The 24,546-nt window shown below is 68.6% G+C and carries 24 protein-coding genes; 9 read left to right on the top strand and 15 right to left on the bottom strand.

Features of this window, described 5'->3' with window-relative positions:
- Window positions 1–2: 2 nt before the first annotated feature.
- Entirely contained in the window at window positions 3–485 is a 483-nt protein-coding gene (locus ACW173_RS02245) for a VOC family protein (protein ID WP_492083269.1), read from the bottom strand.
- Window positions 486–677: 192 nt separating this feature from the next.
- Here ACW173_RS02245 and ACW173_RS02240 point away from each other — a divergent pair, with 192 nt between their 5' ends.
- The 4 genes from ACW173_RS02240 to ACW173_RS02225 all read left to right on the top strand — a co-directional run bounded on the left by ACW173_RS02240 (window position 678) and on the right by ACW173_RS02225 (window position 4,200).
- Window positions 678–1,679, top strand: coding sequence for an aldo/keto reductase (locus tag ACW173_RS02240; protein WP_492083268.1), 1,002 nt, complete (start codon window positions 678–680; stop codon window positions 1,677–1,679).
- 111 nt (window positions 1,680–1,790) lie between these two features.
- Window positions 1,791–2,165 (top strand): hypothetical protein, encoded by a 375-nt coding sequence (locus tag ACW173_RS02235; protein ID WP_492083267.1) that lies wholly within the window; start codon window positions 1,791–1,793, stop codon window positions 2,163–2,165.
- Window positions 2,166–2,328: 163 nt separating this feature from the next.
- Entirely contained in the window at window positions 2,329–3,303 is a 975-nt protein-coding gene (locus ACW173_RS02230; RefSeq protein WP_492083266.1) for a transporter family protein, read from the top strand.
- A gap of 252 nt (window positions 3,304–3,555) precedes the next feature.
- A complete protein-coding gene (locus ACW173_RS02225; RefSeq protein WP_492083265.1) occupies window positions 3,556–4,200 on the top strand; it encodes a LuxR C-terminal-related transcriptional regulator in 645 nt (214 codons plus the stop codon).
- On the opposite strand, the gene ACW173_RS02220 is transcribed toward ACW173_RS02225, so the two are convergent.
- Window positions 4,197–4,823 carry a TetR/AcrR family transcriptional regulator gene (locus tag ACW173_RS02220; RefSeq protein WP_492083264.1) on the bottom strand — a complete coding sequence of 209 codons (627 nt, stop codon included), beginning with the start codon at window positions 4,821–4,823 and terminating at the stop codon, window positions 4,197–4,199. The two genes, ACW173_RS02225 and ACW173_RS02220, sit on opposite strands and share 4 nt — an antisense overlap.
- 159 nt (window positions 4,824–4,982) lie before the next feature.
- Between ACW173_RS02220 and ACW173_RS02215 the strand changes: the two genes are divergently transcribed.
- Together ACW173_RS02215 and ACW173_RS02210 are read left to right on the top strand one after the other, a co-directional pair.
- Window positions 4,983–6,005, top strand: a complete 1,023-nt coding sequence (locus ACW173_RS02215) for a mechanosensitive ion channel family protein (RefSeq protein ID WP_492083263.1) — start codon at window positions 4,983–4,985, stop codon at window positions 6,003–6,005.
- A gap of 77 nt (window positions 6,006–6,082) precedes the next feature.
- Window positions 6,083–7,132 carry an HpcH/HpaI aldolase/citrate lyase family protein gene (locus ACW173_RS02210; protein ID WP_492083262.1) on the top strand — a complete coding sequence of 350 codons (1,050 nt, stop codon included), beginning with the start codon at window positions 6,083–6,085 and terminating at the stop codon, window positions 7,130–7,132.
- Between the two features lie 136 nt (window positions 7,133–7,268).
- On the opposite strand, the gene ACW173_RS02205 is transcribed toward ACW173_RS02210, so the two are convergent.
- From ACW173_RS02205 to ACW173_RS02195, 3 genes are all read right to left on the bottom strand, one after another.
- Entirely contained in the window at window positions 7,269–7,694 is a 426-nt protein-coding gene (locus ACW173_RS02205) for an OsmC family protein (RefSeq protein ID WP_492083261.1), read from the bottom strand.
- A 56-nt stretch (window positions 7,695–7,750) separates the two neighbouring features.
- Complete coding sequence (locus ACW173_RS02200) at window positions 7,751–9,136, bottom strand: cytochrome P450 (RefSeq protein WP_492083260.1); 1,386 nt, start codon at window positions 9,134–9,136, stop codon at window positions 7,751–7,753.
- Between the two features lie 107 nt (window positions 9,137–9,243).
- On the bottom strand, window positions 9,244–9,441 hold the full coding sequence (locus ACW173_RS02195; RefSeq protein WP_492083259.1) for a hypothetical protein: 198 nt from the start codon (window positions 9,439–9,441) through the stop codon (window positions 9,244–9,246).
- A gap of 286 nt (window positions 9,442–9,727) precedes the next feature.
- Here ACW173_RS02195 and ACW173_RS02190 point away from each other — a divergent pair, with 286 nt between their 5' ends.
- Window positions 9,728–10,690, top strand: a complete 963-nt coding sequence (locus ACW173_RS02190) for an acetyl-CoA carboxylase carboxyltransferase subunit alpha (RefSeq protein WP_492083258.1) — start codon at window positions 9,728–9,730, stop codon at window positions 10,688–10,690.
- A gap of 63 nt (window positions 10,691–10,753) precedes the next feature.
- The gene (locus tag ACW173_RS02185) at window positions 10,754–11,731 is read left to right on the top strand and encodes an NAD(P)H-dependent flavin oxidoreductase (RefSeq protein WP_492083257.1); all 978 of its coding nucleotides are present in this window, start codon (window positions 10,754–10,756) and stop codon (window positions 11,729–11,731) included.
- A gap of 381 nt (window positions 11,732–12,112) precedes the next feature.
- Here the strand turns inward: ACW173_RS02185 and ACW173_RS02180 are convergent, their stop codons facing one another.
- Window positions 12,113–12,298 (bottom strand): hypothetical protein, encoded by a 186-nt coding sequence (locus ACW173_RS02180; protein ID WP_492083256.1) that lies wholly within the window; start codon window positions 12,296–12,298, stop codon window positions 12,113–12,115.
- A gap of 502 nt (window positions 12,299–12,800) precedes the next feature.
- On the opposite strand from ACW173_RS02180, the gene ACW173_RS02175 reads away from it, so the two are divergent.
- Window positions 12,801–13,298 (top strand): GNAT family N-acetyltransferase, encoded by a 498-nt coding sequence (locus tag ACW173_RS02175; RefSeq protein ID WP_492083255.1) that lies wholly within the window; start codon window positions 12,801–12,803, stop codon window positions 13,296–13,298.
- 176 nt (window positions 13,299–13,474) lie between these two features.
- Here the strand turns inward: ACW173_RS02175 and vapC are convergent, their stop codons facing one another.
- From vapC to ACW173_RS02130, 9 genes are all read right to left on the bottom strand, one after another.
- On the bottom strand, window positions 13,475–13,870 hold the full coding sequence (vapC, locus tag ACW173_RS02170) for a type II toxin-antitoxin system VapC family toxin (protein WP_492083254.1): 396 nt from the start codon (window positions 13,868–13,870) through the stop codon (window positions 13,475–13,477).
- Window positions 13,867–14,061 carry a type II toxin-antitoxin system VapB family antitoxin gene (locus ACW173_RS02165; protein WP_492083252.1) on the bottom strand — a complete coding sequence of 65 codons (195 nt, stop codon included), beginning with the start codon at window positions 14,059–14,061 and terminating at the stop codon, window positions 13,867–13,869. The genes vapC and ACW173_RS02165 overlap by 4 nt, the downstream gene beginning before the upstream one ends.
- 60 nt (window positions 14,062–14,121) lie before the next feature.
- Complete coding sequence (locus ACW173_RS02160; RefSeq protein WP_492083250.1) at window positions 14,122–14,841, bottom strand: hypothetical protein; 720 nt, start codon at window positions 14,839–14,841, stop codon at window positions 14,122–14,124.
- Between the two features lie 77 nt (window positions 14,842–14,918).
- Window positions 14,919–17,189, bottom strand: coding sequence for an excinuclease ABC subunit UvrB (uvrB, locus tag ACW173_RS02155; RefSeq protein ID WP_492083249.1), 2,271 nt, complete (start codon window positions 17,187–17,189; stop codon window positions 14,919–14,921).
- A gap of 68 nt (window positions 17,190–17,257) precedes the next feature.
- A complete protein-coding gene (locus tag ACW173_RS02150) occupies window positions 17,258–18,490 on the bottom strand; it encodes a hypothetical protein (RefSeq protein WP_492083248.1) in 1,233 nt (410 codons plus the stop codon).
- Entirely contained in the window at window positions 18,490–20,040 is a 1,551-nt protein-coding gene (locus ACW173_RS02145) for a hypothetical protein (protein WP_492083247.1), read from the bottom strand. The genes ACW173_RS02150 and ACW173_RS02145 overlap by 1 nt, the downstream gene beginning before the upstream one ends.
- Before the next feature lie 80 nt (window positions 20,041–20,120).
- A complete protein-coding gene (locus ACW173_RS02140) occupies window positions 20,121–23,000 on the bottom strand; it encodes a TonB-dependent receptor (RefSeq protein ID WP_492083246.1) in 2,880 nt (959 codons plus the stop codon).
- 208 nt (window positions 23,001–23,208) lie between these two features.
- Window positions 23,209–23,643: a DUF1810 domain-containing protein gene (locus ACW173_RS02135; RefSeq protein ID WP_492083245.1), complete on the bottom strand. Its 435-nt coding sequence runs from the start codon at window positions 23,641–23,643 to the stop codon at window positions 23,209–23,211.
- A 16-nt stretch (window positions 23,644–23,659) separates the two neighbouring features.
- Window positions 23,660–24,544 (bottom strand): LysR family transcriptional regulator, encoded by an 885-nt coding sequence (locus tag ACW173_RS02130; protein WP_492083244.1) that lies wholly within the window; start codon window positions 24,542–24,544, stop codon window positions 23,660–23,662.
- Window positions 24,545–24,546: the final 2 nt, after the last annotated feature.

The raw sequence follows: 24,546 nt of genomic DNA, 5'->3' as shown, positions 1-24,546 counted from the left end.
AGCTACCGGCCGTCGAACGCCGCCTGGATCGTGGCGATGTCTATCTTCTTCATGCTCATCATGGCCTGGAAGGCGCGGCCGGCGGCGGCGCGGTCGGAGCTGGTGGTGGCCTCGATCAACTGGCGCGGCGTAACCTGCCAGGACAGGCCGAAGCGGTCCTTCAGCCAGCCGCACTGGCTTTCCTGGCCGCCGTCGGCGGTGAGCGCGTTCCAGTAGTGGTCGACCTCGCCCTGGCCGTCGCAATCGATGACGAACGAGAAGGCCTCATCCAGCTTGAAGGTCGGGCCGGCGTTGAGGGCGGTGATCTTCTGGCCGTCGATCTCGAAGGCCACGGTCATGACCTTGCCAGGCTCGCCGCCGCCGGGCGCTTCGCCGGGATAGTAGTCGACGCTGGTGATCTTCGAATTCGGGAAGAGCGAGACATACAGCTTGGCGGCGTCCTCGGCCTGGTTGTCGAACCATAGGAACGGGGTGATCTTGGGCATGGGTCTTCCTCCATTGTTGTGAGCCTAGGACGTGGACGGGACGGGCGTTCCGACAGACGCCCGAAGAAAATCGCACGGGCGATTGGCCGTTGCGCCGCGAAGATTGCCCGATCCTCCACATCGGCGCGCGGAGCCTTACGCTCGCGCGTGTCGGGCCCATCTTCGTCATCACCCCATAGAAGGAGCATCCCCATGAAGACGCGCAAACTCGGCGACGGCCTGGAAGTGTCGGCCATCGGCCTCGGCTGCATGGGCATGGGCCAGGTCTACGGCACGGCGCTCGATACGGCCGACGCCCACAAGCTGATGGCCAAGGCCGTCGACCTGGGCGTGACCTTTTTCGACACCGCCGAGGTCTATGGCCCCTACACCAACGAGGAACTGGTCGGCGCGGGCCTGAAGCCCTTCCGCGACAAGGTCGTGATCGCCACCAAGTTCGGCTTCGACATCGCTCCGGAAGGGACCGGCGAGGGTTATGCCCGCATGCGCGGCGTCAACAGCCGTCCCGAGCACATCCGCGCTGTCGCCGAGGCCTCGCTGAAGCGCCTGGGCGTCGAGGTGATCGATCTCTTCTACCAGCATCGCGTGGACCCGAACGTGCCGATCGAGGACGTGGCGGGCGCGGTCAAGGACCTGATCGCCGAGGGCAAGGTCAAGCATTTTGGCCTCTCGGAAGCTGGCGCGGCGACCATCCGCAAGGCCCACGCCGTTCAGCCGGTGGCGGCCCTGCAGAGTGAATACTCCCTGTGGTTCCGCGAGCTTGAAGCCGAGATCCTGCCGACCCTGCGCGAGCTGGGCGTGGGCCTGGTGCCCTACAGCCCGCTGGGCAGGGGCTTTTTGACCGGGGCCGTCAAGCCCGAGACCCTGGCCGACAACGACTTCCGCCGGGGCCTGCCCCGCTTCCAGGGCGAGGCGCTGGCCAAGAACTTCTCGGTCGTCGAGGCCCTGACCGCCATCGCCGCCGAGAAGGGCGTCACCCCGGCCCAACTGGCCCTGGCCTGGATCCTGGCGCAGGGCGAGCACATCGCTCCGATCCCTGGCACCACCAAGATCGCCCGCCTGGAGGAGAATGTCGGCGCCGTCGACGTGACCTTTTCGGCCGAGGAGCTGGCCCGCATCGCCGCCGCCGTGCCCGAGACGGCCGTGGAGGGCGAACGTTACGCCCCGGCCGGGCTGGCGATGGTGGGGCGATAGGGTTCACGCCGTGCGTCCTTCGAGCTGAGGCGCGCGCTCCCGAGCGCGCCTGGAAGGACGCACGGCGGCCCAATTTCGGAACGCAGCGCGAGCACCCCGCATTGTCCGGTCATGCTCGAACTGATCCTCGACCTCTGCAACATCCTGGGCGGCTTTCTCCTGGCCATCGGTCTCTTGGCCCTTATCCCGAAGGCCGGCGAAGACCTCGACCGCTTCGCGGGTCGCCTGGCGCCATTCCGCTGGATCGTCGGGATCGCGGCCCTTGTGTGCGGCGGCTATTTCCTGATCGTCCACGCCACTAGCGGGCCGAGGATATTCCATTTCGAGCTGGTCGGGATCGCGGTCGGGGTGCTGCTGCTGTGGGACCGCCTGCGGGCCGGTCGAGCTCTGCCGGCCAGCGGCGCCAGCGGACCCGGGCTGATCCTGGCCGTGTTCGGCGTCATCGCCATGATCGTCGGCCTGCGGGGGATCTTCACCCCGGACTAAGATCGGCGCCCCTGAAACCCCGTGCATTGGCGCCTGACGCCGACAATTCCCGCCTCCCTTTTCGCGGGTTGCTGACAGAATCTGGTCGTGGATCCGCAAGTTTCGGGCGGAGCCGCGTCGGAAGGCGGCCTAAGGCGCAACGACGTCTTTCCGGGGAGGATTCATGTACTCGACCACTCAACGCGCCGCGGTGTTCGCCGCCGCTTGCGCGCTAGCCACGCCCGCCTTCGCCACGGTGGAAACACCAGAGCGCCAGCGCCTAGACGACGCCTGGTGGACCGGGCCACTGCTGGCCTCGGGCGCCTCGACCTTGCCCAAGGGCCACATCCTGTTCGAGCCCTATCTGTACGACGCCAAGCCGTATGGGAGCTTCGACGCCGGCGGCAAACGCAGGAGCGCCCCGGACGCTGACAACATCGGCTCGTCGGCCTACATGCTGTACGGCGCGACCGACACCCTGACGGTCGTCTTCATTCCGCATCTGGGCTACAAGCGGGCCGGCGGGCGCTGGAGCCAGGGGCTGGGTGTCGGCGACCTGACCGCCCAGGCCCAGTATCGGCTGCTGAAGTACGAGGAGGGCCGTCGCGTCCCGACCGTTTCGCTGATGCTGCAGGAGAACCTGCCGATCGGCCGCCACGACAATCTGGACGACCGCCCCAATGACGGCTTCGGCAGCGGAGCCTACGCCACCACCGTCGGGATCAATTCGCAGTACTATTTCTGGGTCCCCAACGGGCGGATCCTGCGCACCCGCCTGAATGTCGCCTACACCCGCTCGAACAATGCCAGGGTGCGGGGGACCAGCGTCTACGGCACGCCCAAGGGTTTCGCGGGCAAGGCCCAGCCGGGCGACAGCTTCCTGGTCAACCTGGCCTTCGAGTACAGCATCACCCGCAATTGGGTGGCGGCCATGGACCTGGGCTGGCAGCGCGACGCCTCGACGAAAGTTACGGGGACACTGGGCGGCTCGGCCTTTGAGCGGCGCTATCCGGTCAGCGAGGCGCTGATCCTGGCCCCGGCGGTCGAGTACAATTTCAATAGCCGCGTCGGGGTGATCGTCGGCGCCCGGATCGTGCCGGCCGGCCGCAACACCACCGCCTCGGTGACACCGGCGATCGCCTTCAACTACGTGCGCTGAGCCAGCCAGCAGTCTATCCCGTCGTGCAAAACTAAAACGATCAATACTACTTTCGCGACATCCGGTCGCGATTGAGAACGATGATCGGATAGTGAGTCTTCCAATATGTCGTTGAATTTATAAGAAAAATTATGATATTTTGTGCGTGTGAATAGGTCTAGCTAATCGATCGTGTGCGACATATTGGACTTTGTCCGCATCCGTCAGGGTGCTTCATGCTCTTCCTCGAGTTGTTTGGGGATGGGGCTTCCCATGAGAAGAGTGCTGGTCGTCGAGAGCCAACCGCTGATGCGCGCGGCGATCGTCCGTCTGCTGGAGACGGCCTGGCCCAAGGCCAGCATCGTCGAGGCCGGAGATCTAGCCGGCGTCGACGCCGCGTGCCGGGCCGGCAATGTCGGTCTGGTCATCCTGGAGCCTGCCCTGCCGGACGCCACGGGCCTGGGCGCTTTGCTCGCCGTGCAACGCCGCCTGCCGGACGCGCCGGTCGTCGTCTATACGGCTCGCCGCGACGATCAGGTGATCGCCTCCAGTAACGCCCTGGGCGCGGCCGGCTATGTCCACAAGTCCGCCCAGATCGAAGAGTTGCTGTCGGTGCTGCGCGCCGCCGCCGCCGGGGCGCGATCGTTCCCATCGCTGAACGGCGCCGTGACGGCCGACCAGGAGATCGTCGCCATGCGCAAGCGCCTGGCCTCGCTGACCGCCACCCAGATGAAGGTGCTGATGAGCGTCGCCGACGGGCGCTTGAACAAGCAGGTGGCGGCCGACCTCCAAGTGTCGGAGGCCGCGATCAAGGCGCACCTGACCGGCATCTTCCGCAAGCTGGGCGTCCACAACCGCACCCAAGCCATGCTGGCCCTGCAGCCGATTTTGAGTAGCGCGCGAGCGATCGCCGCCTAGAGCGCCTCGCCGTCCCGCCCGAACCGGGCCCGCAGGGTTTTCACCGCCTCGCGGGCGATCTTGAGCGGATCGCGCCGCGCCGGCGTGTCGTCGCCCCGCATGATGCCGAGCACGATGGTCTCATGCTCCAACATTCCGAGGAGCTGGCGCGAGGCGGTGTCGGCCGCGCCGGCCGCGAACTTGCCCTGCGCCGCCAGACGCTCGAACAGGGCGACGGCGGCCTGGTGGCCCTTCAAGCGCGTATGGGCGTCGAAAGTCGCCAGCACGTCCGGAAAGCGCGGACCTTCCACCGCCATGATCCGAAACACCGCCCGCAGGTCGGGATTGTTGAGCGGCTCCATGAAGGCCATCGCCAAGACCTCGATCGGATCGCCATCAGGCGTGTGCAGCGCCGCGTCCATCCGTGTGTCGACATCGATGGCGACGCTCTCGACGACCGCTCGGAACAGATCATTCTTGCTGGGGAAATAGGCGTAGACCGTCGCCGTCGAGACGCCGGCCTCGGTCGCGATGGCGCTCATCTTGGCCTGATCCAAGCCCTCGGCGAGGACAACGCGGCGCGCCGCGTCGATGATCGCCTGCACTTTCTTGCGCCCTGTCAGCCCCCTAGGCTGCCTGAGCATGGATGCGCTCCTCAATCACTCGCCGGAAGATTGAGTCGACCTTAGCGGGTGATGTCGTCAAAGCGAAAGTCGGAAAGAACACAAAATATGCGAACACCCGACATATGGCGCGCTCAGGTGACTATTGATCGTGAGCTTGTCATCCCGCCAAATCCGCCCATGGCAGACAATCCGCTTCGCACGCTCGATTCCTTTGAACTCCTGAAGCTGGGTAAGGCTTCGGTGACGGTCGGGGGGCTGCTGGCCGGGGTCCTGATCGTGGCGGCGGCTCTTTTCGCCGCGCGCCTGACCTCGGCGGGCCTGCGCAAGCTGCGCGAGAAGGCGGCCGGAGACGCGGCCTCGCTGTACATCGTCGAGAAGGTGGCGACCTACGGCCTAGTCATGGTCGGGGTGACGGCCGGCCTCTCGACCATGGGTGTCGACCTGACGTCGCTCACCGTGTTCGCCGGCGCCCTGGGCGTCGGGGTGGGCTTGGGGTTGCAGGGGATCATCAAGGACTTCGCGTCTGGCGTCAGCCTGGTGTTCGAGCGATTGGTGGCGGTGGGCGACTTCGTCGAGTTGCCCAATGGCGGTCGGGGCGTGGTGCACGAGATCGGCCCACGCGCTACCCGAATCCGCACCAACGACAGCACCGACGTCATCGTGCCCAACTCCGTGCTGGTCAACGATCAGGTGATCAACTGGACCCTGCGCAACACCAATCGCCGCATCCGGGTGCCGTTCGTCACCGCCTTCGGGGTCGACAAGGACCGGGTGCGCGAAGCGGTGCTGAAAGCCGCCAAGGCCGCGCCCTACACCTCGCCCGATGACGCCGTGCGCCGAGCGCAGGTCTGGCTGGTCGGCTATGGCGACAGTTCGCTGAAGTTCGAGTTGGTGGTCTGGCCGACCGTCGAGGCGGTGCGTCGCCCGGCGGCGATCTTCGCGGCCTATACTTGGCTCATCGACGACGCTCTGCGCGGGGCCGGCGTCGAGATCCCGTATCCGCAGCACGACGTGCGCCTGCGTGGTCTTTTCGGCGAGGAGGGCGAGGACGCCCTGACCAGCCTCAAGCTGGAACCCGCCGCCCGCCGTCGCAAGGCCAAGGCCGTCAAGCCAGGCTCCAGCAACGACGCCGCCGCCGATCTCGAGCGCGAGGATCCGGAGGAGCTGCCCAAGCCGACGTCGCCCGCGATCAAGACTTAACGCCGATAACTTGACGCTCCTCCCGCGCCGCCGCATGGTCTTCGCAACTGCGAAAAAGAACATCGGGGAGTAAGCGGATGAAGACGCCGCGCGGCTTTTTCAAACCCTTGGCGATCGGAGCGCCCGCGCCGTACCGCGAGCTGCCCGCCCGCGTGGAGCGGATGATCCACTTCGTGCCGCCGCATCTGGACAAGGTCCGCGCCAAGGTCCCCGAGATCGCCCCGACCGTCGACGTCATCCTGGCCAATCTGGAAGACGCCATCCCGGCCGACGCCAAGGGCGCGGCTCTGGCCGGCCTGGTGGCGATGTCGCGCGAGGTCGACTTCAAGGCCCTGGGCGTCGGCTTCTGGACGCGGATCAACTGCCTGAACTCGCCCTGGCACCTGGATGAGGTGGCGACCATCGTCGAGAAGGCCGGCGACAAGATCGACGTGATCATGGTCCCTAAGGTCGAGGGACCGTGGGACATATTCTACATGGACCAACTCTTGGCCTCGCTGGAGGCCAAGCACGGCGTCGTCCGGCCCATCTTGCTGCACGCCATCCTGGAGACGGCCGAGGGTGTGATGAACGTCGAGGCCATCGCCGCGGCCAGCCCGCGCATGCAGGGGATTTCGCTGGGTCCGGCGGACCTGGCGGCCAGCCGAGCCATGAAGACCACGCGGGTCGGCGGCGGCCATCCGGGCTACCGCGTCATCGAGGATCCGCATGCGGATGGTTCGGCGCGCGCCTCGGTGCAGCAGGATCTCTGGCACTACACCTTCGCCAAGATGGTCGACGCCTGCGCCGCCCATGGCGTCAAGCCGTTCTACGGCCCGTTCGGGGCGATCGACGACCCGGTGGCGTGCGAGCAGCAGTTCCGTAACGCCTTCCTGATGGGCTGCGCGGGCGCCTGGAGCCTGCACCCCAGCCAGATCGCCATCGCCAAGCGGGTGTTCAGCCCCGATCCGGCCGAGGTCGCCTTCGCGCGGAAGATTCTGGAGGCGATGCCGGACGGCACCGGCGTGGCCATGATCGACGGCAAGATGCAGGACGACGCCACCTGGAAACAGGCCAAGGTGATGGTCGACTGCGCCCGCCAGATCGCGGCGAAGGATGCGGAATACGCGGGGCTGTACGGGTTCTAGATAGGACAGGTTCCTTCCCCTTGATGGGGGAGGGGCCGAGGTGGGGTGACTACGGCGGTTGACGCCAAGCGCGGCGTGCGGCTCAGCCTCACCCCCATCCCCGACCCTTCCCCCATCAAGGGGGAAGGGAGGAAGATCACTCCCCGCCCACCGTCGTGACCACCCGCGCCCCGGCCGTCAGCAGCTTGTGGATCGGGCACTTCTCGGCGATCTGGAACAGGCGCTCGCGCTGTTCGTCGTTGAGGTTGCCCTCGATGGTGATGACGCGCTCGAAGCGCTCGTGCGGGGTCTGGTCGGCGTCGAAGTGCGAGAAGACCTCGACGTGCATGGCGCTGATGTCCCAGCCCTTCTGGTTGGCGTAGAGGCGCAGGGTCATGCTGGTGCAGGCCGCCAGACCGGCCGCGACCAGCTCGTGCGGGTCGGGCCCCAGGTCCAGGCCGCCTTGCGCCACCGAGATGTCGGCGACGATCGTCGACGGGCCGGCCGTGACGAAGGTCTGCAGGCCGCCGTTGCCGCTGTCGGTGGCGGTGGCGAACGGGCGAGTGCGAACGACGTCGGTCATGGCGGAGGTTCCTTGGAAGCGCGATGGGCGGAAACTCGTGCTTCGTAGCACCCGCTTCAAGGCTCTGCTTGCACGATCGGCGTCAGGATGAACGCGGGTTCGTGGTCCGGTCCCAGGGTGATCGAGGCCTTGGGCGTCACGGGCCGCTCGCTCGCCATCGCCACCTCGAACCGCGCCAGCAGGCTAGCCAGCACGATCTGCGCCTCGGCCATGGCGAAGCCCGCGCCGATGCAGACACGCGGCCCCGCCCCGAACGGGATGAAGGCCTCGATGCTCCATGGATGGGTCTGGTCGATGAAGCGCTCGGGGCGGAAGGCGGTGGGCGCGTCCCACAGCTTGCGATGTCGGTGCATGACCCAGGGGCTGATGGTGATCATGCAGCCGGGGACGACCGCGCGGCCCAGCACCTCGTCGGCCATCAGCGCCTGGCGGGCAATCATCGGGGCCGAGGGATAGAGCCGCAGGGTCTCGAACAGCACCGAGCGCAGCAGGGGCCAATGCTTCAGGTCGTCGAGGTTCGTCACCCGCTCGACCGGGAAGGCCAGCACCTCGGCCCGCACCCGGCCTTGGGTCTCGGGATCCAGGGCCAGCAGATAGGCGGCCCAGAACAGCAGTCGCGACGTGGTCTCGAAGCCGGCGGCCAGCATCGAGCTGCACTGGTCGCGGATTTCCCGGTCGGGCAGGGGCGAGCCGTCCTCGTTCCGGGCCGCCAACAGGCGGTCGAGCATGTCGCGGATGTCCGGATGCGGGTTCGTCCGCCGCTCCTCGATCAGGGCGTCCACCGCCTTGAACCACCGCGCGCCCATCCGCCGGCGGTCACCGTCCAGGAAGGTCAGGTCGTCGGCGCCCTTGGCCATGAAGTCGAACAGCTTGAAGTGGGCCGGCCCTTCCATGTAGCGGCGGGCCAGGTCGGCCAGCACCGCGCCCTCGGCGTCGGCCCGGCGCGAGAACAGGGCCCGCAGCACCGCGTCCAGCGTGGCGCGATGGAAGGCCTGGGCCAGGTTGGCGCGAGCTCGGCCGGTCAGGCTCTCCACGAGGCCGGCGCCGGCGGCGATGAAGTGCGGCAGCAGGCCGCCGGTCGCGGCGGGGGTGAAGACCGGGGCCAGGCTCTTGCGCTGGCGCCGCCAGGTCTCGCCCTCGGACATCAGCACGCCCTCGCCGACCAGGGGCTTGAGCGAGCGCGCCGCCTTCACTGGTCGGGCGTATTTCGGCGAAGCCAGGACCTGGCGAGCGGCGGTCGGGTCGTTCAGGAACAGGCCCGGCTGGCCCATGAACAGGTAGGGCGCGGCGAGGCTCTCATAGTCCTCATCGCAATAGGCCCCGATCATGTTGCGGCCCATCTCCCAGGCCACGCGCAACTGGCCCAGTGGCGTGACGCCGAGAGGAGACGGATGGATCTTGGGAGCGGGAGGGATCAGCGGCGCGGTAAGGACGGTGTCCATGGAGCGGCGACCTTCCGGAAAGCGGAGCTCGTTTTGAGCTCCATCCGGACATCGAGGCTATAGCCGCTCAGGTCGCGACGCAATAATTCATCGCGTGCAGAATTTACTTAAGCAGCCGCCGCATGAGGCGCGACGTCGAACACGCGCTGCGACCCACACCAGACTTCCACGAAGTCACAGCGGTGGTGCATGTCCAGCAACTCGAAAGCTCTGGCGCGCGCGGCGGAGTCGTCGGCGCACGGCGTGACGTCGAAACGCGGGACCGAGCCGTCGGACTCGACACAGAAAAAGGTGAACACCTGCATGGGAACTGTGCGCTCTCATCAGGCGGGTCCGCGCACATTCGATGGCGGGGCCGCGGGGGCGCAAGTCGTCTTCCGCGACCTGCTACATAAGAACATAGGACTCTATGTCGCGATTCACCAGGGGAGAGAGTCTCGATTCGAGACTCACCTGTGAACCGCACCATTCAGTCTGTGGATAAAACCCGGCGGATTCACGACGGTTCCGTGCCTGAATCTGGCCTCTTTCCCTTGAGGGATTCCGCCACTAGGTTCGCACCCTTTCATCAACGGCGACGTTTAAGAGTCCATGGCCGCCCATTATCTCGATTTCGAACGCCCAATCGCTGACCTGGAAAGCAAAATCGAAGAGCTGTCCCGGCTCTCCGAGACCGCTGGACCGGGCGCGTTCGACGCCGAGATCCAGGCTCTTCGCGACAGGGCGCAAGACCTCCGCAAGGAGGCCTACGCCAATCTGGACGCCTGGCAGAAGACCATGGTCGCCCGGCACCCGCAGCGGCCCCATCTGCGCGATTATGTCGCGGGCCTGATCGACGAGTTCGTCGAGCTGCGCGGCGACCGCAAGTTCGCCGACGACCAGGCCATCGTCGGGGGCCTCGGTCGTTTCCGCGGCCAGCCGGTCGTGGTCATGGGCCACGAGAAGGGCCACGATACGACGACGCGCCTGAAGCACAATTTCGGCATGGCCCGCCCCGAGGGTTATCGCAAGGCCGTCCGCCTGATGGACATGGCCGAGCGTTTCAGCCTGCCGGTCATCACCTTCGTTGACACCGCCGGCGCCTATCCGGGCCTGGGCGCCGAGGAGCGCGGCCAGGCCGAGGCCATCGCCCGCTCGACCGAGCGTTGCCTGACCCTGGGCGTGCCGATGGTCGCCACCATCGTCGGCGAAGGCGGCAGCGGCGGGGCCATCGCCCTGGCCGGCGCCAACCGCGTGCTGATCCTGGAGCACTCGATCTATTCGGTGATCTCGCCGGAAGGCGCGGCCTCGATCCTGTGGCGCGACGGCGCCCGGGCCAAGGACGCGGCGACCAACATGCGCATCACCGCCCAGGACCTGATCAAGCTGGGCATCGTCGACCGCATCGTCGAGGAGCCGGCCGGCGGCGCCCATTCCGATACCGAGACGGCGATCCAGTCCGTCGGCGACGCGGTCGAGGACGAGCTGAAGGCCATGGCGGCCATGAGCCCGGCCGAGCTGAAGAAGCAGCGCGCCGACCGCTTCTACGCCATTGGCCGCGCCGGCCTGCAGTAGGGCTTGCCTGACCTAAGGGGCGCCTCTTCATAGTCTCCCGAAATCAGAGGGAGGCGACCCGCCATGGCCATCAAGACCCGTTTCACCCAGCTGTTCGGCGTCGAGCACCCGATCGCCCAGGGCGGCATGCAGTGGGTCGGCAAGGCCGAGCTGGTCAGCGCCGTCGCCAACGCCGGGGCGCTGGGCTTTCTCACCGCCCTGACCCAGCCGACGCCCGAGGCGCTCTCCAAGGAAATCGCCCGCTGCCGGGAGATGACCGACAAGCCGTTCGGTGTGAACCTGACCATCCTGCCGGCCATGACGCCGCCGCCCTATGCCGAGTACCGCGCCGCGATCATCGAGAGCGGGATCAAGATCGTCGAGACCGCCGGCTACAAGCCTCAAGAGCATGTCGACGACCTCAAGGCCCACGGGGTCAAGGTCATCCACAAATGCACCGCCGTCCGCCACGCCCTGAGCGCCGAGCGGATGGGCGTCGACGCCATCAGCATCGACGGCTTCGAGTGCGCCGGCCACCCGGGCGAGGATGACATCCCCGGCCTGATCCTGATCGCCGCCGCCGCCGACAAGGTGAAGATCCCGATGCTGGCTTCCGGCGGCGTCGCCGATGCGCGCGGCCTGGTGGCGGCCCTGGCGCTGGGCGCCGACGGCGTCAACATGGGCACCCGGTTCTGCGTCACCCAGGAGGCCCCGATCCCGATGGCCTTCAAGGAGCAGATGGTCGCCAATGACGAGCGCCAGACCGACCTGATCTTCCGCACCCTGCACAATACCGCCCGCGTCATGCGCAACGCCGTCAGCCAGGAGGTGGTGCGGATCGAGCGGGCCGGCGGCGCCAAGTTCGAGGACGTCGCCCATCTGGTCGCCGGGACCCGCGGCCGCGACGCCCTGGCCGAGGGCGACACCGACGGCGGCATCTGGAGCGCCGGCATGGTCCAGGGCCTGATCCACGACGTGCCGACGGTGAAGGACCTCGTCGACCGCATCGTGGCCGAGGCGGAAGACCTGATCCGCCAGCGGCTGGCGGGGATGTTGGCTTGAGCCCACGCCGCCGCTGCTTCACGCGGGGGAAGCCGCTGAAGGCATGGAAAGGGACGCGGAGCGCCGGACAGCGTCCGATGTAGGGGTGTGTAAGTACCGTTTCGACGAAGCCCGAACGCTCCGCGCGATCGTTATCCGGAAGCGTGGCGTCCCGACGCTGTTGGCGCCTGTTCGCCCTTGAAGCCTCCGACGGGCGGGCTGGATCGATCGCCCCTCGTCGCCGCAACGGTCGCTGGCCATGCGCCCTTTCCTCGCGACGAGGTGGGTAGGCTGTAAGGCGGGTTTTAGAGGCGGGGACGGAGGGCGTGAACGCTCGTGCCCTACTCACCCTCTCCCCATGGGAGAGGGTGTCCAGCACCCATCCCCGTCGAAGCCTAAGCCCTAGACCTTCACCCGGAAGTGGAACGCATCCGCCGCCAGTCCCTCGCGGAAATAGAAGGCGTGGGCGCGTTCGCGGACGACGCCATCCTCGACGACGGCGGTGAGCCGGAAGTTGTCCGAGGCCATCACCTGCCGGATCCGCGCGACATAGGTCTCGCGGGTCAGGGCGGGGCGGAGGTGATGCATGACGTCGAACGTCGCGAGGATCTCGGCGTCGGTGGCGGGGTGGAGGAGGGGGGTATGCCGTTTTCGTATCCCTTCTCCCCTTGCGGGAGAAGGTGTCGGCGCAGCCGACGGATGAGGGGTTGATAGTCCTGTCGGCTTGGCGCCCAGCCTTGGCCGCCGATCGCGGCGGTCACGTCCTTCAACCCCTCACCCGACCCGCTTCGCGGGCCACCCTCTCCCGCAGGGGGAGAGGGGGATTGGCGCGTGGCCGCCCTTCCTCGGAAGGGAGCCATCCTTTCATCTCACGGCGAGACGATCGCTGACCTGTACGGGTTGCTCAAGGACGGCGCGCAGCGCCGCCGCGCGGCGGCCGCCCGGAGGGCGGTCCTTGACCAACCCGTACAGGTCAGCACGCTACAGCCTTCGAGAGATGTAAGGCGGGCGCCGACCTGGGAGGTCGGCTTTCGGCCTTTAGCGGGCGTTCAAAGATTGTCAGGCCGCGCTAACTGCGTGACACCACCTTATGATCGTTCGCCGCGAAACCCCCACAGACATCCCGTTCATCAGGTCATTGACCGACGCCGCTTTCCTCGGCGTGGAGCACAGCAGTCGGACCGAAGGCGCCATCGTGGACGCGCTTCGGAAAGCCGGTGCGCTGACCCTGTCTCTCGTCGCCGAACAAGATGGCTTGATCGTCGGCCATGTCGGATTCTCGCCTGTGCAGATCAATGGCCTGGACGTCGGGTGGTTTGGTCTTGGACCGGTCTCAGTCGCTCCAAGCCTTCAAAAGAGCGGGATTGGTTCTGCATTGATCAAGGCAGGCCTAGCCCAGTTGGCACGCCTTGGCGCGCAAGGATGCGTCCTGCTTGGCGACCCAGGCTACTATGTTAGATTTGGGTTTAGAAGCGACCATGCCCTTCACTACGGCGATGTCCTACGCGAGTATTTCCAGGCGTTGGTGATCGGCGGCGAACCCATGAGCGGCGAGGTGACCTATCACGAAGGCTTCGACGCAAGTTGACCAGGCAACTTGGGGCCGCTTCCACCCTTCGCGGACACCTGACGATCTACTCTCCTATCGCCCCAACACCCCGCGGCCTGACCCGCTCGGCCGCCGACAACACGTGTCAGCCCCCTCATCCTTCGCCGCGAACCTCGAGACGCCCCGCGCACCGCGTCGCGCCCGAAGGCCCCTCCTCACCCCATCCCCGACACCAACCCCAGATGCTCCACGAACGGCTCGAAGTCCCGGTCGCTGAACAGCAACGCATGGCCGCTCTCGATGCACCGCGTGGCGATCAGGGTGTCGATGGTCTTGCGGGGCGTGACACCCAGGCCGCGTAGGGCGCGGTAGTTGCGGGCGGCCTGGAGGGCGACGTCTTGGCCGCCGATCTCCACGAGGGTGAAGGCGCCAAGCGCCGCCAGCGCCTGGTCGAAGTCGCTCTGGCGCGAAAAGCCTTGCAGGACTTCGGTCAGGATCAGGTCGCCGATGGCCAGCGGCTCGACCCCGAGCAGGGCGTCCAGCCGGTCGACCTGCGGCGTGGCGGTTCCTCGGAAGAAGTCGATCCAGACGCTGGAGTCGACGAGGATCATTTGTCGGTCCGCAGCGCCTCGAGATCGCCGCGCCATGGCAACTGGCCGCGAAGTCTACGGACCTCGCCTTGCTTGCGCAGGTTCAAGAGCGTTTTGAGGCCAAGTTCGACGGCCTCGCGTTTGGTCTTCAGGCCGGTCGCCTTCAACGTCTCGGCCATAAGGGCGTCATCGATGACGATGTTGGTGCGCATGAGGTGTATCCGAAGGCTTCATCATACACCTAGCATAGCCAGGGCGGGCGCGCCACGGCTTCACCGCCCCAACACCCCCCGCAACCTCGCCACGTCCTCCGCCGACAACCCCCGCCCATACCGCGTCCAGCACGCCTCATCGCTCGCCGCGAACCTCGGCACGCCGCGCGCTCGCAGGCTCGCGTCGATCGGGGCCAGCTGGTTCAGCAGCTTCCGCACATCCCCGGTCTCGCGCGCCAGGTTGGCCTCGCGCCCGCTCGGGAACGCCACGTCGTAGTTGAGCTTCGGCTCGACCTTGCCGGTGGCCTCGTCGCGCTGGACGGTGCAGGCGACGCCGACGCTGGTGGCCGCGCCCCAGGACCAGTGCTCGCGGGCCTTGCCGTCATAGAGCCAGGCCGCGCCGATCTGGGTGGCGACGCCCAGTTCCTGGCGGGCGGCGGTCGCGCCCCAGGCGACGCCGGCGACGACGCAGGCGGCGGCGATGCTCACGAGGGTCCAGCGGGCGCGGCGGGTGACGGGCGGCATGCCGCGGCTGAGGCCGAAAGCGCCGGGCAGCAGCACCAGCGGGGCGATGGCGATCAGCATCATCGGCAGGAAGGCGTCGCCGCCCTCGCGCCAGCTGACCAGGACCTCGGGGATGGTGCTCAGGAAGATCTGGTCGCGGCGCTCGTAGAAGGTCTGGACCAGGGCCAGCCCCGCGAAGCCCCCGCCCACCAGGCCGGCGGTGATCAGCACGCCGGCCAGCTTGTCGGCCATGCCGGTTCCGGCGTTCGGGCTCATGGGCGCGTTTCCTCGGGCGACGTCTCCGCCCTGACTAACGCGAGTTGCGGGGCAAGGGGAGGGGCGGACGTTCGGGCCTACTTCCGCTTCTTGCGGAACTCTTCGGCCTTCTCCTGGCGGATCTCGGCCCGGATGCGCTTGGGCGCGGCGCGGTCGACCTCGTCGCCCGTGGCGGTCAGGATGTCGTTGGCGAACTCCAGATCCATCAGCTTCATGCGCTTGATCTCGTCGCGCAGGCGGGCGGCGGTCTCGAACTCCAGGTTGGCCGCGGCCTCGCGCATCTTGGCTTCCAGGTCCTTCAGCGCGGCCTTGAAGTTGTCGCCGCTGAACGGGCGGTCGTCGGTCTCGGACATGCCCATCGGCACCAGCACGCGGTCGCCGCGCTCGTAGGGGCTGTTGAGGATGTCCTTGATGTCGCGCTTGACGCTCTCGGGCGTGATGCCGTGCTCGAGATTGTAGGCGTGTTGCTTCTCGCGGCGGCGGGCGGTCTCGGCCATGGCCCGCTCCATCGACCCAGTGATCCGGTCGGCGTAGAGGATGACCTTGCCGTCGACGTTCCGCGCGGCCCGGCCGATGGTCTGGATCAACGAGGTCTCCGAGCGCAGGAATCCTTCCTTGTCGGCGTCGAGAATGGCCACGAAGCCGCACTCGGGGATGTCCAGGCCCTCGCGCAGCAGGTTGATGCCGACGAGCACGTCGATATTGCCCATCCGCAGCTCGCGGATGATCTCGATGCGCTCCAGGGTGTCGATGTCGGAGTGCATGTAGCGGACCTTGATGCCCTGCTCGTTGAGGTACTCCGACAGGTCCTCGGCCATCTTCTTGGTCAGCACGGTGACCAGGGTGCGGTAGCCCTTCTTGATGGTCTGGCGGATCTCGTCGACCACGTCGTCGACCTGGCTGGCGTTGTCCTTGGAGACCGGGCGCACCTCGACCGGCGGGTCGATCAGGCCGGTGGGGCGGATGACCTGCTCGGCGAACACGCCGCCGGCCCGCTCCAGCTCCCAGTTGGCCGGGGTGGCGCTGACGTGCACCGACTGGGGCCGCATGGCGTCCCATTCCTCGAACTTGAGGGGGCGGTTATCCAGGGCCGAGGGCAGGCGGAAGCCGTACTCGGCGAGCGTCCATTTGCGGTTGCGGTCGCCCTTGTACATGGCGCCGATCTGCGGAACGGTCTGGTGGCTCTCGTCGGTGAACAACAGGGCGTTGTCGGGAATGTATTCGAAGAAGGTCGGCGGCGGCTCGCCCGGCCGGCGGCCGGACAGGTAGCGGCTGTAGTTCTCGATGCCGGCGCACGAGCCGGTGGTCTCGATCATCTCCAGGTCGAAGGTGGTGCGCTGCTCCAGGCGCTGGGCCTCCAGCAGCTTGCCGTTGGCGACCAGCCACTCCAGCCGCTCCTTCAGCTCCTGGCGGATGGCGATGATCGCCTGGCGCAGGGTCGGGCGCGGGGTGACGTGGTGGCTGTTGGCGTAGACCTTGATGGTCTCCAGCTCGGAGGTCTTCTTGCCGGTCAGGGTGTCGAACTCGGCGATCGCCTCGACCTCGTCGCCGAACATGGTCACGCGCCAGGCGCGGTCCTCGTAGTGGGCGGGGAAGATCTCGATGGTGTCGCCCCGGCGGCGGAACGTGCCGCGCTCGAAGGCCTGGTCGTTGCGCTTGTACTGCTGGGCGACGAGGTCGGCGATCAGCTGTTTCTCGTCGACCTTGTCCCCGACCGTCAGGGTGAAGGTCATGGCCGTGTAGGTCTCGACCGAGCCGATGCCGTAGATGCAGCTGACGCTGGCCACGACGATGACGTCGTCGCGCTCCAGGATCGCCCGGGTGGCCGAGTGGCGCATGCGGTCGATCTGCTCGTTGATCGAGCTGTCCTTCTCGATGAACGTGTCGGTGCGCGGGACGTAGGCTTCCGGCTGGTAGTAGTCGTAGTAGCTGACGAAGTACTCGACCGCGTTCTCCGGGAAGAACGACTTCATCTCGCTGTAGAGCTGGGCGGCCAGGGTCTTGTTCGGCGCCAGGATCAGCGCCGGGCGCTGGGTGGCGGCGATGACCTGGGCCATGGTGAAGGTCTTGCCCGAGCCCGTGACGCCCAGCAGCACCTGGTCCTGGTCGCGGTTGTTAATGCCCTGGACCAGTTCGGCGATGGCGGTCGGCTGGTCGCCGGCGGGCTGGTAGTCGGAGACCAGCTTGAACGTCTTGCCGCCCTCGGACTTGTCCGGCCGCGCGGGCCGGTGCGGGGTCCAGAGCATGGGCATCGTGGCGTCGGCGACGTCCTGCACCGTGTCCATGACGAAGGGCGTCGAGACGTCTGCAAGTCCACTTGGGACGCCGGGGTTATCGCGAGAAGGCATGGCCCCAAGTTAGGGACGCGCGCGGGTCTCGGCTAGTGGGGCTGCTGACGACGAGTGGCAGCAGTCTGTCACCAGGTCTCGCCGCCCGACGGGGTGAGGGGCGAACGCCGCGCGCCGCCGGCCGCGACCAGGGCGGCCTGGACGTCGGGACGGGCGGCGATCTCGGCCTGGCGGTCCAGCATCACGGCGTCCCAGCGGCCCAGGGCCTTGGGGCGGACGCGGGCCGACAGCGCCTGCACGGCCCACGGCGCTGCGTCGGGATCGGCCAGGCGGGCCTTGTAGCTGGCGGCGGCGGCGTCCAGGTCGTCCAGGCACAGCAGGGCGTAGGTGCGGGCCGGGACGGTGTCGGCCTTCAGGTCCTTCAGGTCGCGGCGAGCGGCGGTCAGCCGGCCCAGTTGGACGTTGACGCAGGCCGAGCGGGCCACGACCCAGTCGCCCAGGTTCCCGCTGGGCTTGTAGAGGAAGTAGTCCAGCGCCTTCAGCGCCGCCGGGGCCCGGCCGTCGGCGGTCAGGTGGCTGATCAGCATGTTGTCGGCCCAGCCGTCATAACCCTCGCGCGGGCGGGCGTCCTTCACGATGGCGCGGTCCTCGGCGATGGCCTCGTCGAAGCGGCCCAGCTGCCAGAGGCTGAAGGCCCGCTCGGCGCGCAGGTTCACGAGGCCGCCGTCCAGGTCGCTGAAGGTCCGGGGCGAGACCTTGGCGCGCAGCAGGGCGGCGTCGATCAGCGCCAAGGCGTCGGCCGGTCGGCCCAGGCGCTCCAGCAGGTCGGCGCGGCGGGTGACCAGGGAGAGGCGGTCGGTCGCCTTCACCGCCAGCCGGTCGGCCCGCTGGAAGGCGCGCATGACGACGGCGCGCGGCTCGAACCAGGCCTCGTCCAGCCGGCGGGCGGCGGCGAAGCGTGGCGACAGGGCCGCGCCCAACTGCTCGTCGACGCCGTTGAGGCGCTTGAGGGCGGTCAGCACCTCGCGCGGCGGGGCGCCGGTCTTGGCCAGCAGCCGGGCGTGGTCCTCCCAGATCTGGTCCTCCTGGTCGAGCGGATCGACGGGGCCGAAGTTCAGGGCGGCCAGGGCGTTCAGCAGCCGCAGGCGCGGGGTCTCGTCCTGGGCCAGGGCTTCCCACAGGTCGTGCAGCTGCTTGTGATCGAAGACGGCGACGCCGCCGCCGATCCTGGCCTGGCGCTCGACCTGGGCCACGGCGTCGGCGGGCTGGGCCAGCTCCAGCGGGATGTCGGCGAAGCGCTGGGCGAAGGCGGGGGCGGCGACCGTAAAGGCCGCGATGAGGCCGAGGAGCAACGCGCGCATCAGTAGACCGCCGGATAGGGCTGGCGCTCGCGCCGACCGACTGCGGCGATGGCGGCGCGAACGTCGGGGCGGGCATGGAGCGCGTGGCGGCGGGCGAGCTGGGCGCGGCGGAACGGGGCGGTGGTCGTGGGGAGCGGATAGTCCTGGGCGTCGGCCAGGGCGTCGAGGCGCGTCTCGGGATCCTTGAGCTGGGCGATCAGGATCGCGGCCGCGCCGTCCTGGTCGCCCGCGCACAGCCGGCCGCTCATCTCCAGCATCGGCGCGGCGTCGCGGTCGGCGGCCAGGGCGGCCAGGGCGAGGTCGGTCCCGGCGCGGTCGCCCAGCCGCGCATTGGCGCAGACCGCCAGGTTGGCGGCGACCATCCGGCCGAAGGCGCTGACCTGGTCGGGCTTGACGCCGCTGACGATGGTCAGGGTCTCGGCCGGCTGGTCCTGCTCCAGCAGGGCGTCGGCGAGATTGAGGTCCTGGCCGACCCCGCCGCCGGTCTCGGGCCGGGTCGCCGTGCGCCAGGCCACCAGGGCCTCGTCGGGCCGGCCCAGGTCGCGCAGGGCGCGAGCCTGGATGTCCAGGGTCCAGGCCCGGGCCTTCGGATCGTCCCAGCTGTCGAGCCGGCGGTCGAGCGCGGCCTGCGTCACGACCAGCGCCTCGGCGGCGCGGTTCATGGTCAGCAGGGCCATGGCGTGGGCGTTGACCGCCGCGACGGAGCGCGGCTTGTCGACCATCCGGGCGCGGGTGGCCTCGACCCGCGCGGCATAGGCCTTGGCGAGGTCGAAGCGGGCCGGATCCTGGCGCACCAGCGGGGCGAACCGGCGGTCGGCGCGCGCCGAGGCCAGCGGCTCGGGCGCGGTGGCGCGCGCCATCGCCTTGCCGGCCCGCTCGACATCGCCGCGATCCAGAAGCCGGGCGGCGTGATCGACCCAGAAGTCGCTCCAGTCGGCGTTCGGATCCTTGGGTTTCCAGTCGGCGTCGAGCAGGTCGTCCATCAGGTCCATCCGCCGCTGCTCGCCGCGCGGCAGGTCCAGGGCCTCGCGCCGCAGGTGGTCGATGAAGGCGTCATCCACGTCGGCCAGCGGCGTCAGATCGACTTCCACCAGGGTGCTGAAGGCATGGACCGCGTCGTCGGAGTCCTTGTCGAGGTCGGCGGTATAGGCGCGGTACAGCCAGTCCCAGCCGATGGCCCCAGCCAGGCGGGACGAGGCCTTGAAGGCCTTGTGCGCCTCGGGCAGGCGGCCGGTCTGCCAGGCGCCCAGGCCCAGCAGATGCCAGGCCAGGTGGCGTGTCGTCTCGGGCAGGCTCTCGAAATCGGGGCGTTCGGTATAGGCCTTGGCGATGGCGTGAAGGCCAGCGTAGTCGTTGGCCTTCAGCTTCTCCAGCCCAGCCTTCAGCGCGGCGACCTGGGCCTCGGGCGGCGGCGACCAAGGGATGTGAGGCGTCAGCTTGCCGGCGACCTGGGTTCGGCTCGCGGCGGAGCTGGCGGCCGCGGACCCGCCGCAGATCACCGACACGGACGCCCCCATGGCCACCAGGGCGACCGCCCACTCCCTACGCATGCCTTCCCCACCGACGCGACGCCCGGCGACCTTGATAGCGCCGAAAGCGCTACCGCAAAGCCTTGCGCGTCATAAGCGAGTCAGAAGCGAGCGATCAGCGTCGCTTCAAGGCGGCGCTTCAGCGGATCGTCGATCGACCACCGGTCGAACAGGTTCCGCACGCCCAGGCGCAGCTCGGTCTCGGACACGCCCGGTGGTCGCGGCGCCGCCCAGGCCAGGGACAGGTCCACGGTCGTGCGCGCGGCGAGGGCGGTCGGGACGTTGGCGCTGATGTAGCGGGCCGTGGCCGAGGCCGCGAAGCTCGGGGTCGACCAACGGACCCCGGCGGCGGCGCGCCACTCCGGGGCTCCGCCGTCGGGGGTGCGTTTGCCCAGCCAGTTGTCGGGCGCGGTGCGCAGGGTGAGCGTCGGTTGCCAGGTCACCGTGGCGCTGAGGCTCAGGCGACCGCCGGCCAGGTCCAGGTCGTGCTGGGCGGCGATGTCCACCGCCTGCACCAGGCTGGCGCCGCTGTTCTCGTTGACATCGCGCACCTCGAGGATGCGGCCGCCCGTATAACCCTTGGCGCGGTCGGCGTCGGTCAGTGGCGCGCGGATGACGGCGCCGGGATAACGGTCCTCGTTGAGGATGTAGAAGTCGGAACCCCGGTAGACCTGGACCAGCAGGTCGTGACCCTCGATGCGGGTGTAGTCGACCGACAGGCGGGTGCGCGGGATCAGCGGCGCGTTCAACACCAGGCCCGCCGACCAGGTTCGGGTCTGGTCGGGCTTGAGCTCGGACGAACCGCCATAGACGGTCCAGAACCAGCCCTCGGCCGAGATGGGCCGGTTCGGATCGCGCTTGGGATCGACCAGGCCGCTGCCTCCGGTCCCGCGCGCATTCATGAACATCAGAGGGTCGGGCAGCTGCGCGCCCGAGGCGTAGGCCCCGCGCAGGATCAGGCCGGCGACGGGCTCGGCCTTCAGGCCCACCAGATAGAGGTCGGCGGACTTCTCGACCTTGGCGAACCCGCCATAGGCGATGCGGATGCGGCCGGCCTGGCGTCGCGCCGCGGCCTGCAGCTCCAGGCCCCGCACGCCGACGACACCCTCCAGTGGCGCGCGCAACTCGGCGAACAGCGATCGCGAGCGCATCGAGACGTGGTTGCTGGCGGCGCCGGGCATATGCGGCATGCCCTCCCACAGCTGCTGGGCGGTCAGGGACAGGGTCAGGTCGCGGTCCCTGATCCGGGCGATCGGCCCCGAGGCCCGCAGCGAGATGTCCTCCAGCCGCGTGGCGGTGTAGGGCTCGGCCGGCGCGCCCTTGACGACATAGAGGTTGAGATCCGCCAGGAACTTGGCCTGGGCGCCGAAGGGATCGGGCGCCGGCCGGCCGGCGGGCGCGACCCCGTCGGCGATGATCTGGTAGGTCTGGTAGTCGAAACCCTGGTCGCTGGTCAGGGCGCGAATGCGGGAGGAGCCCACGGCGTAGTCGACGCCGCCGCGCCAGCGGGCCGGCAGGTCGAACACCAGGCCCGCCGTGACACGGCGCGAAAGGGTCCGCATGTCGGTGGTCCCCGCGGTGTGGGGCGCGGGCGCGACCAGTTCGATGGGGCTCGAGCCCGAGAACCTCGCGCCCGCGCCCTGGCCCGGCGTCAGCCGGACGGAGACGGCGCCGTAGGGCGCGAAATAGGCGTCGTGGCTGGCCAGGTAGATGTAGTCCACATAGGCCTCGGCCCCGGGCCATAGACGCTGGCGGAGATTGGCCAGGACCGCGTCGCTGCGGCTGTCGGTGGAAAGCTGCCGGTCTCGGTGGGCCTGGGCCACGCCCGGCGCGGACAGGCCGGCGTTGCGGATCAGCACGGCTTCGATCGGTATCGAGCCGTCATAGTCCGCCGGGATGTAGGTCTTCAGCATCGAGACGCCGCCGACCGTGAAGGGGCCATTCACGCCGAACAGGGTGATCCCGTTCCCCGGCACGCCGTTGAAGCTCTGGCCGCTCTTCAAGTTCGCCCCGTCGAGCGGCGCGGAGACCTCGATCCGGTCGCGGACGGTGACGCCATTGAAGCGCCTCTGGCCGTAGCGGACCATCATCGCCGTTCCGTCGTTCCTTGAGCTCCATCCCAGCCGCGCGTCGAAGCGTCCGTATCCGCCGTCGCCGTTCTTGCCCGCGCCGACCGTGGCGGCGACCTCGGCCCCGCGATAGTCGCGGTCGAGCACCAGATTGACCACGCCATTGACCGCGCCCAGGCCGTAGAGCGCGCCGCTGCTGGCGCCCAGGGTCTCGATGCGGCCGATCGCGGCCAGGGGGATGGGACCGATGTCGGCCTGGATCATCTGGTTTCCGGTCGGGATCGCCGGCATGCGTCGGCCGTCCACCAGAACCAGCGTCGCGGCGTTGGCGCTGGGATCGCGGAAGGCGAAGTTCGAGCGCGACGGCGGCAGGCCGCGCAGCCGGCTCGGGACCGACTGGTAACTGTAGGTGTTAGCGGTCAGCCAGGTTTGCAGGAAGTCGTCGGCCGACAGGCTTTGGGCCGCCCGCAGCGCGCCGCGTTCATGGACCTGGTAGGGCTGGATGTCGTCGGGATCGCGGCGCTGGTCGACGTTCTGGCTGCGCACGCCGACGATCAGCAGTTCGGGCAAGGCGGTCGGGGTCTCGGGTTCGATCTTGGCCGTCGCCGACCGCGCGCGCACCACATAGACGCCAGGTTCGATCATCTCGTAGCCCAGGCCCGAACCGGCCAGCAGCCGCTCCAACGCCTCGCCGGGGGTCAGCCGGCCGCGCAGGGGCGGGGCGGCTCGATCGCCGACCACGGTGGGCGAGGCCAGGATGTCGACGCCGACCTGGCGTCCCAGCTCGCCCAGGGCCCGGCTCATCGGCTGGGCGGGCATGACGATGCTGATCGGGCGCTCGGCGGCCATGGCGGGCGCGAACAGAGCGCAAGCGTACAAGACGGCCAGCGGATATTGTCTCAGAAAGTCCACCCGAACCCGCTTCGCCCCGACATTGACAGCGCTGCAATAGGGCGAACGCCGTTATTTGGGCAAGCGCGTGGGAGTTGAAACTTTCGCGAACCGTCAGTGTACGGCGCGGGCGGCCAGGGCGTGGTCGATGACTGCCCGAACCTTGGGCGGGGAGGGCAAGGTCGCTCCCTCTCGCCCCGTTCGCGTTGGAGGCGCGGCCTACTCCGCCCTAACCCAGCTTCTCCAGCGTCAGCATGTCCTCTCGCCCGGAGAAGTACTTGGCCAGCGCTTGGCCAAACACCGGCTCCTCCGGCGCCGCCGCCTGGAACAACGTCAGGCTCGAGCGCAGTTTCAGGTCGTCGGGCGAGCCGAAGACGGCGTGGGCGTCGCGGCCGGGGAGGGCGATGAGGGCCTCGACGGCCTCGACCAGGCGCGGGCCCAGCACGGGATGGGCCACGTAGGCGCGGGCTTCGGCCAGGTCGACGATGGCGTAGAACTGCGCGGTCGGGCTGCGGCCGAGGCCCGCGATCTGCGGAAAGACGAACCACATCCAGTGGCTGGTCTTCTGGCCGCGCCGCAACTCGGCCATGGCGGTGTCGTAGGTGCTGGCCTGGGCGTCGACGAAGCGACTGAGCGTGTTCGGACGTGTCGTGGCGCGGCCCATGGTGGTCTCCCCACCGTCAGGCGGCGAAACGCTTCGCGACCCAGTCGATGAACACTCGAACGCGCGGGGACAGCTGTCGGCTGCGTGGATAGAGCAGGGAAACCGGCGTCGGGGTCGGCGGATGCTGGGGCAGCACCTCGACCAGGGTCCCGTCGGCCAGGCGGTCCTCGACCCGGTAGCGGGGGACCTGGATCAGGCCAAGGCCGAGCAGGCCCATGGCGACGGTGTTCTCGGCCGAGTTGACGATGACGTCGGCCGGTACGGCGATCTCGCGCGGCTTGCCGTCGACCGTCAGCTCCAGCGGATAGGGATGGCCCGCGCCGGCCTGCAGGAAACCGACCATGCGGTGGTTGGCCAGATCGTCGGGCGTGCGGGGCGCGCCGCGCCGTTCCAGATAGGCCGGGGCGGCGCAGGTGACCTCGGGCAGCAGGGCCACGCGGCGGCCGACCATGGCGCTGTCGGTGAGGTCGCCGATGCGCAGCACGCAGTCCACGCCTTCGCGCACCAGGTCGACCAGGCGGTCGCCCTCGGTCAGTCGCAGCTTGAGATCCGGATAGGCGGCCAGAAACTCCGGCAGACCCGGCAACACGAAGCGCCGCGCCAAGGCCCCTTGTACGTCGACCCGCAGCAGGCCGCGCGGCGTGCGCTGGCGGAACGCGCCCTCGGCCTCCTCCAGCTCGTCCAGCAGGCGCAGGCAGCGCTGATAATAGGCCTCGCCGTCCAGGGTGGGGCTGACCTGGCGGGTGGTGCGCTGGAGCAGCCGCACGCCCAGCCGCGCCTCCAACTGTTGCACGGCCTCGGTGGCGGTCGAGCGGGGGAGGTCCAGGTCGGCGGCGGCCTGGGTGAAGCTGCGCCGCTCCACGATCCGGGTGAACAGGCGCATGGCCTCGAACCGATCCATGC

Source organism: Caulobacter sp. ALps2 (assembly GCF_058681635.1).
Note: the sequence above shows the minus strand (reverse complement) of the source record. Positions and strands in the feature narration are given on the sequence as shown.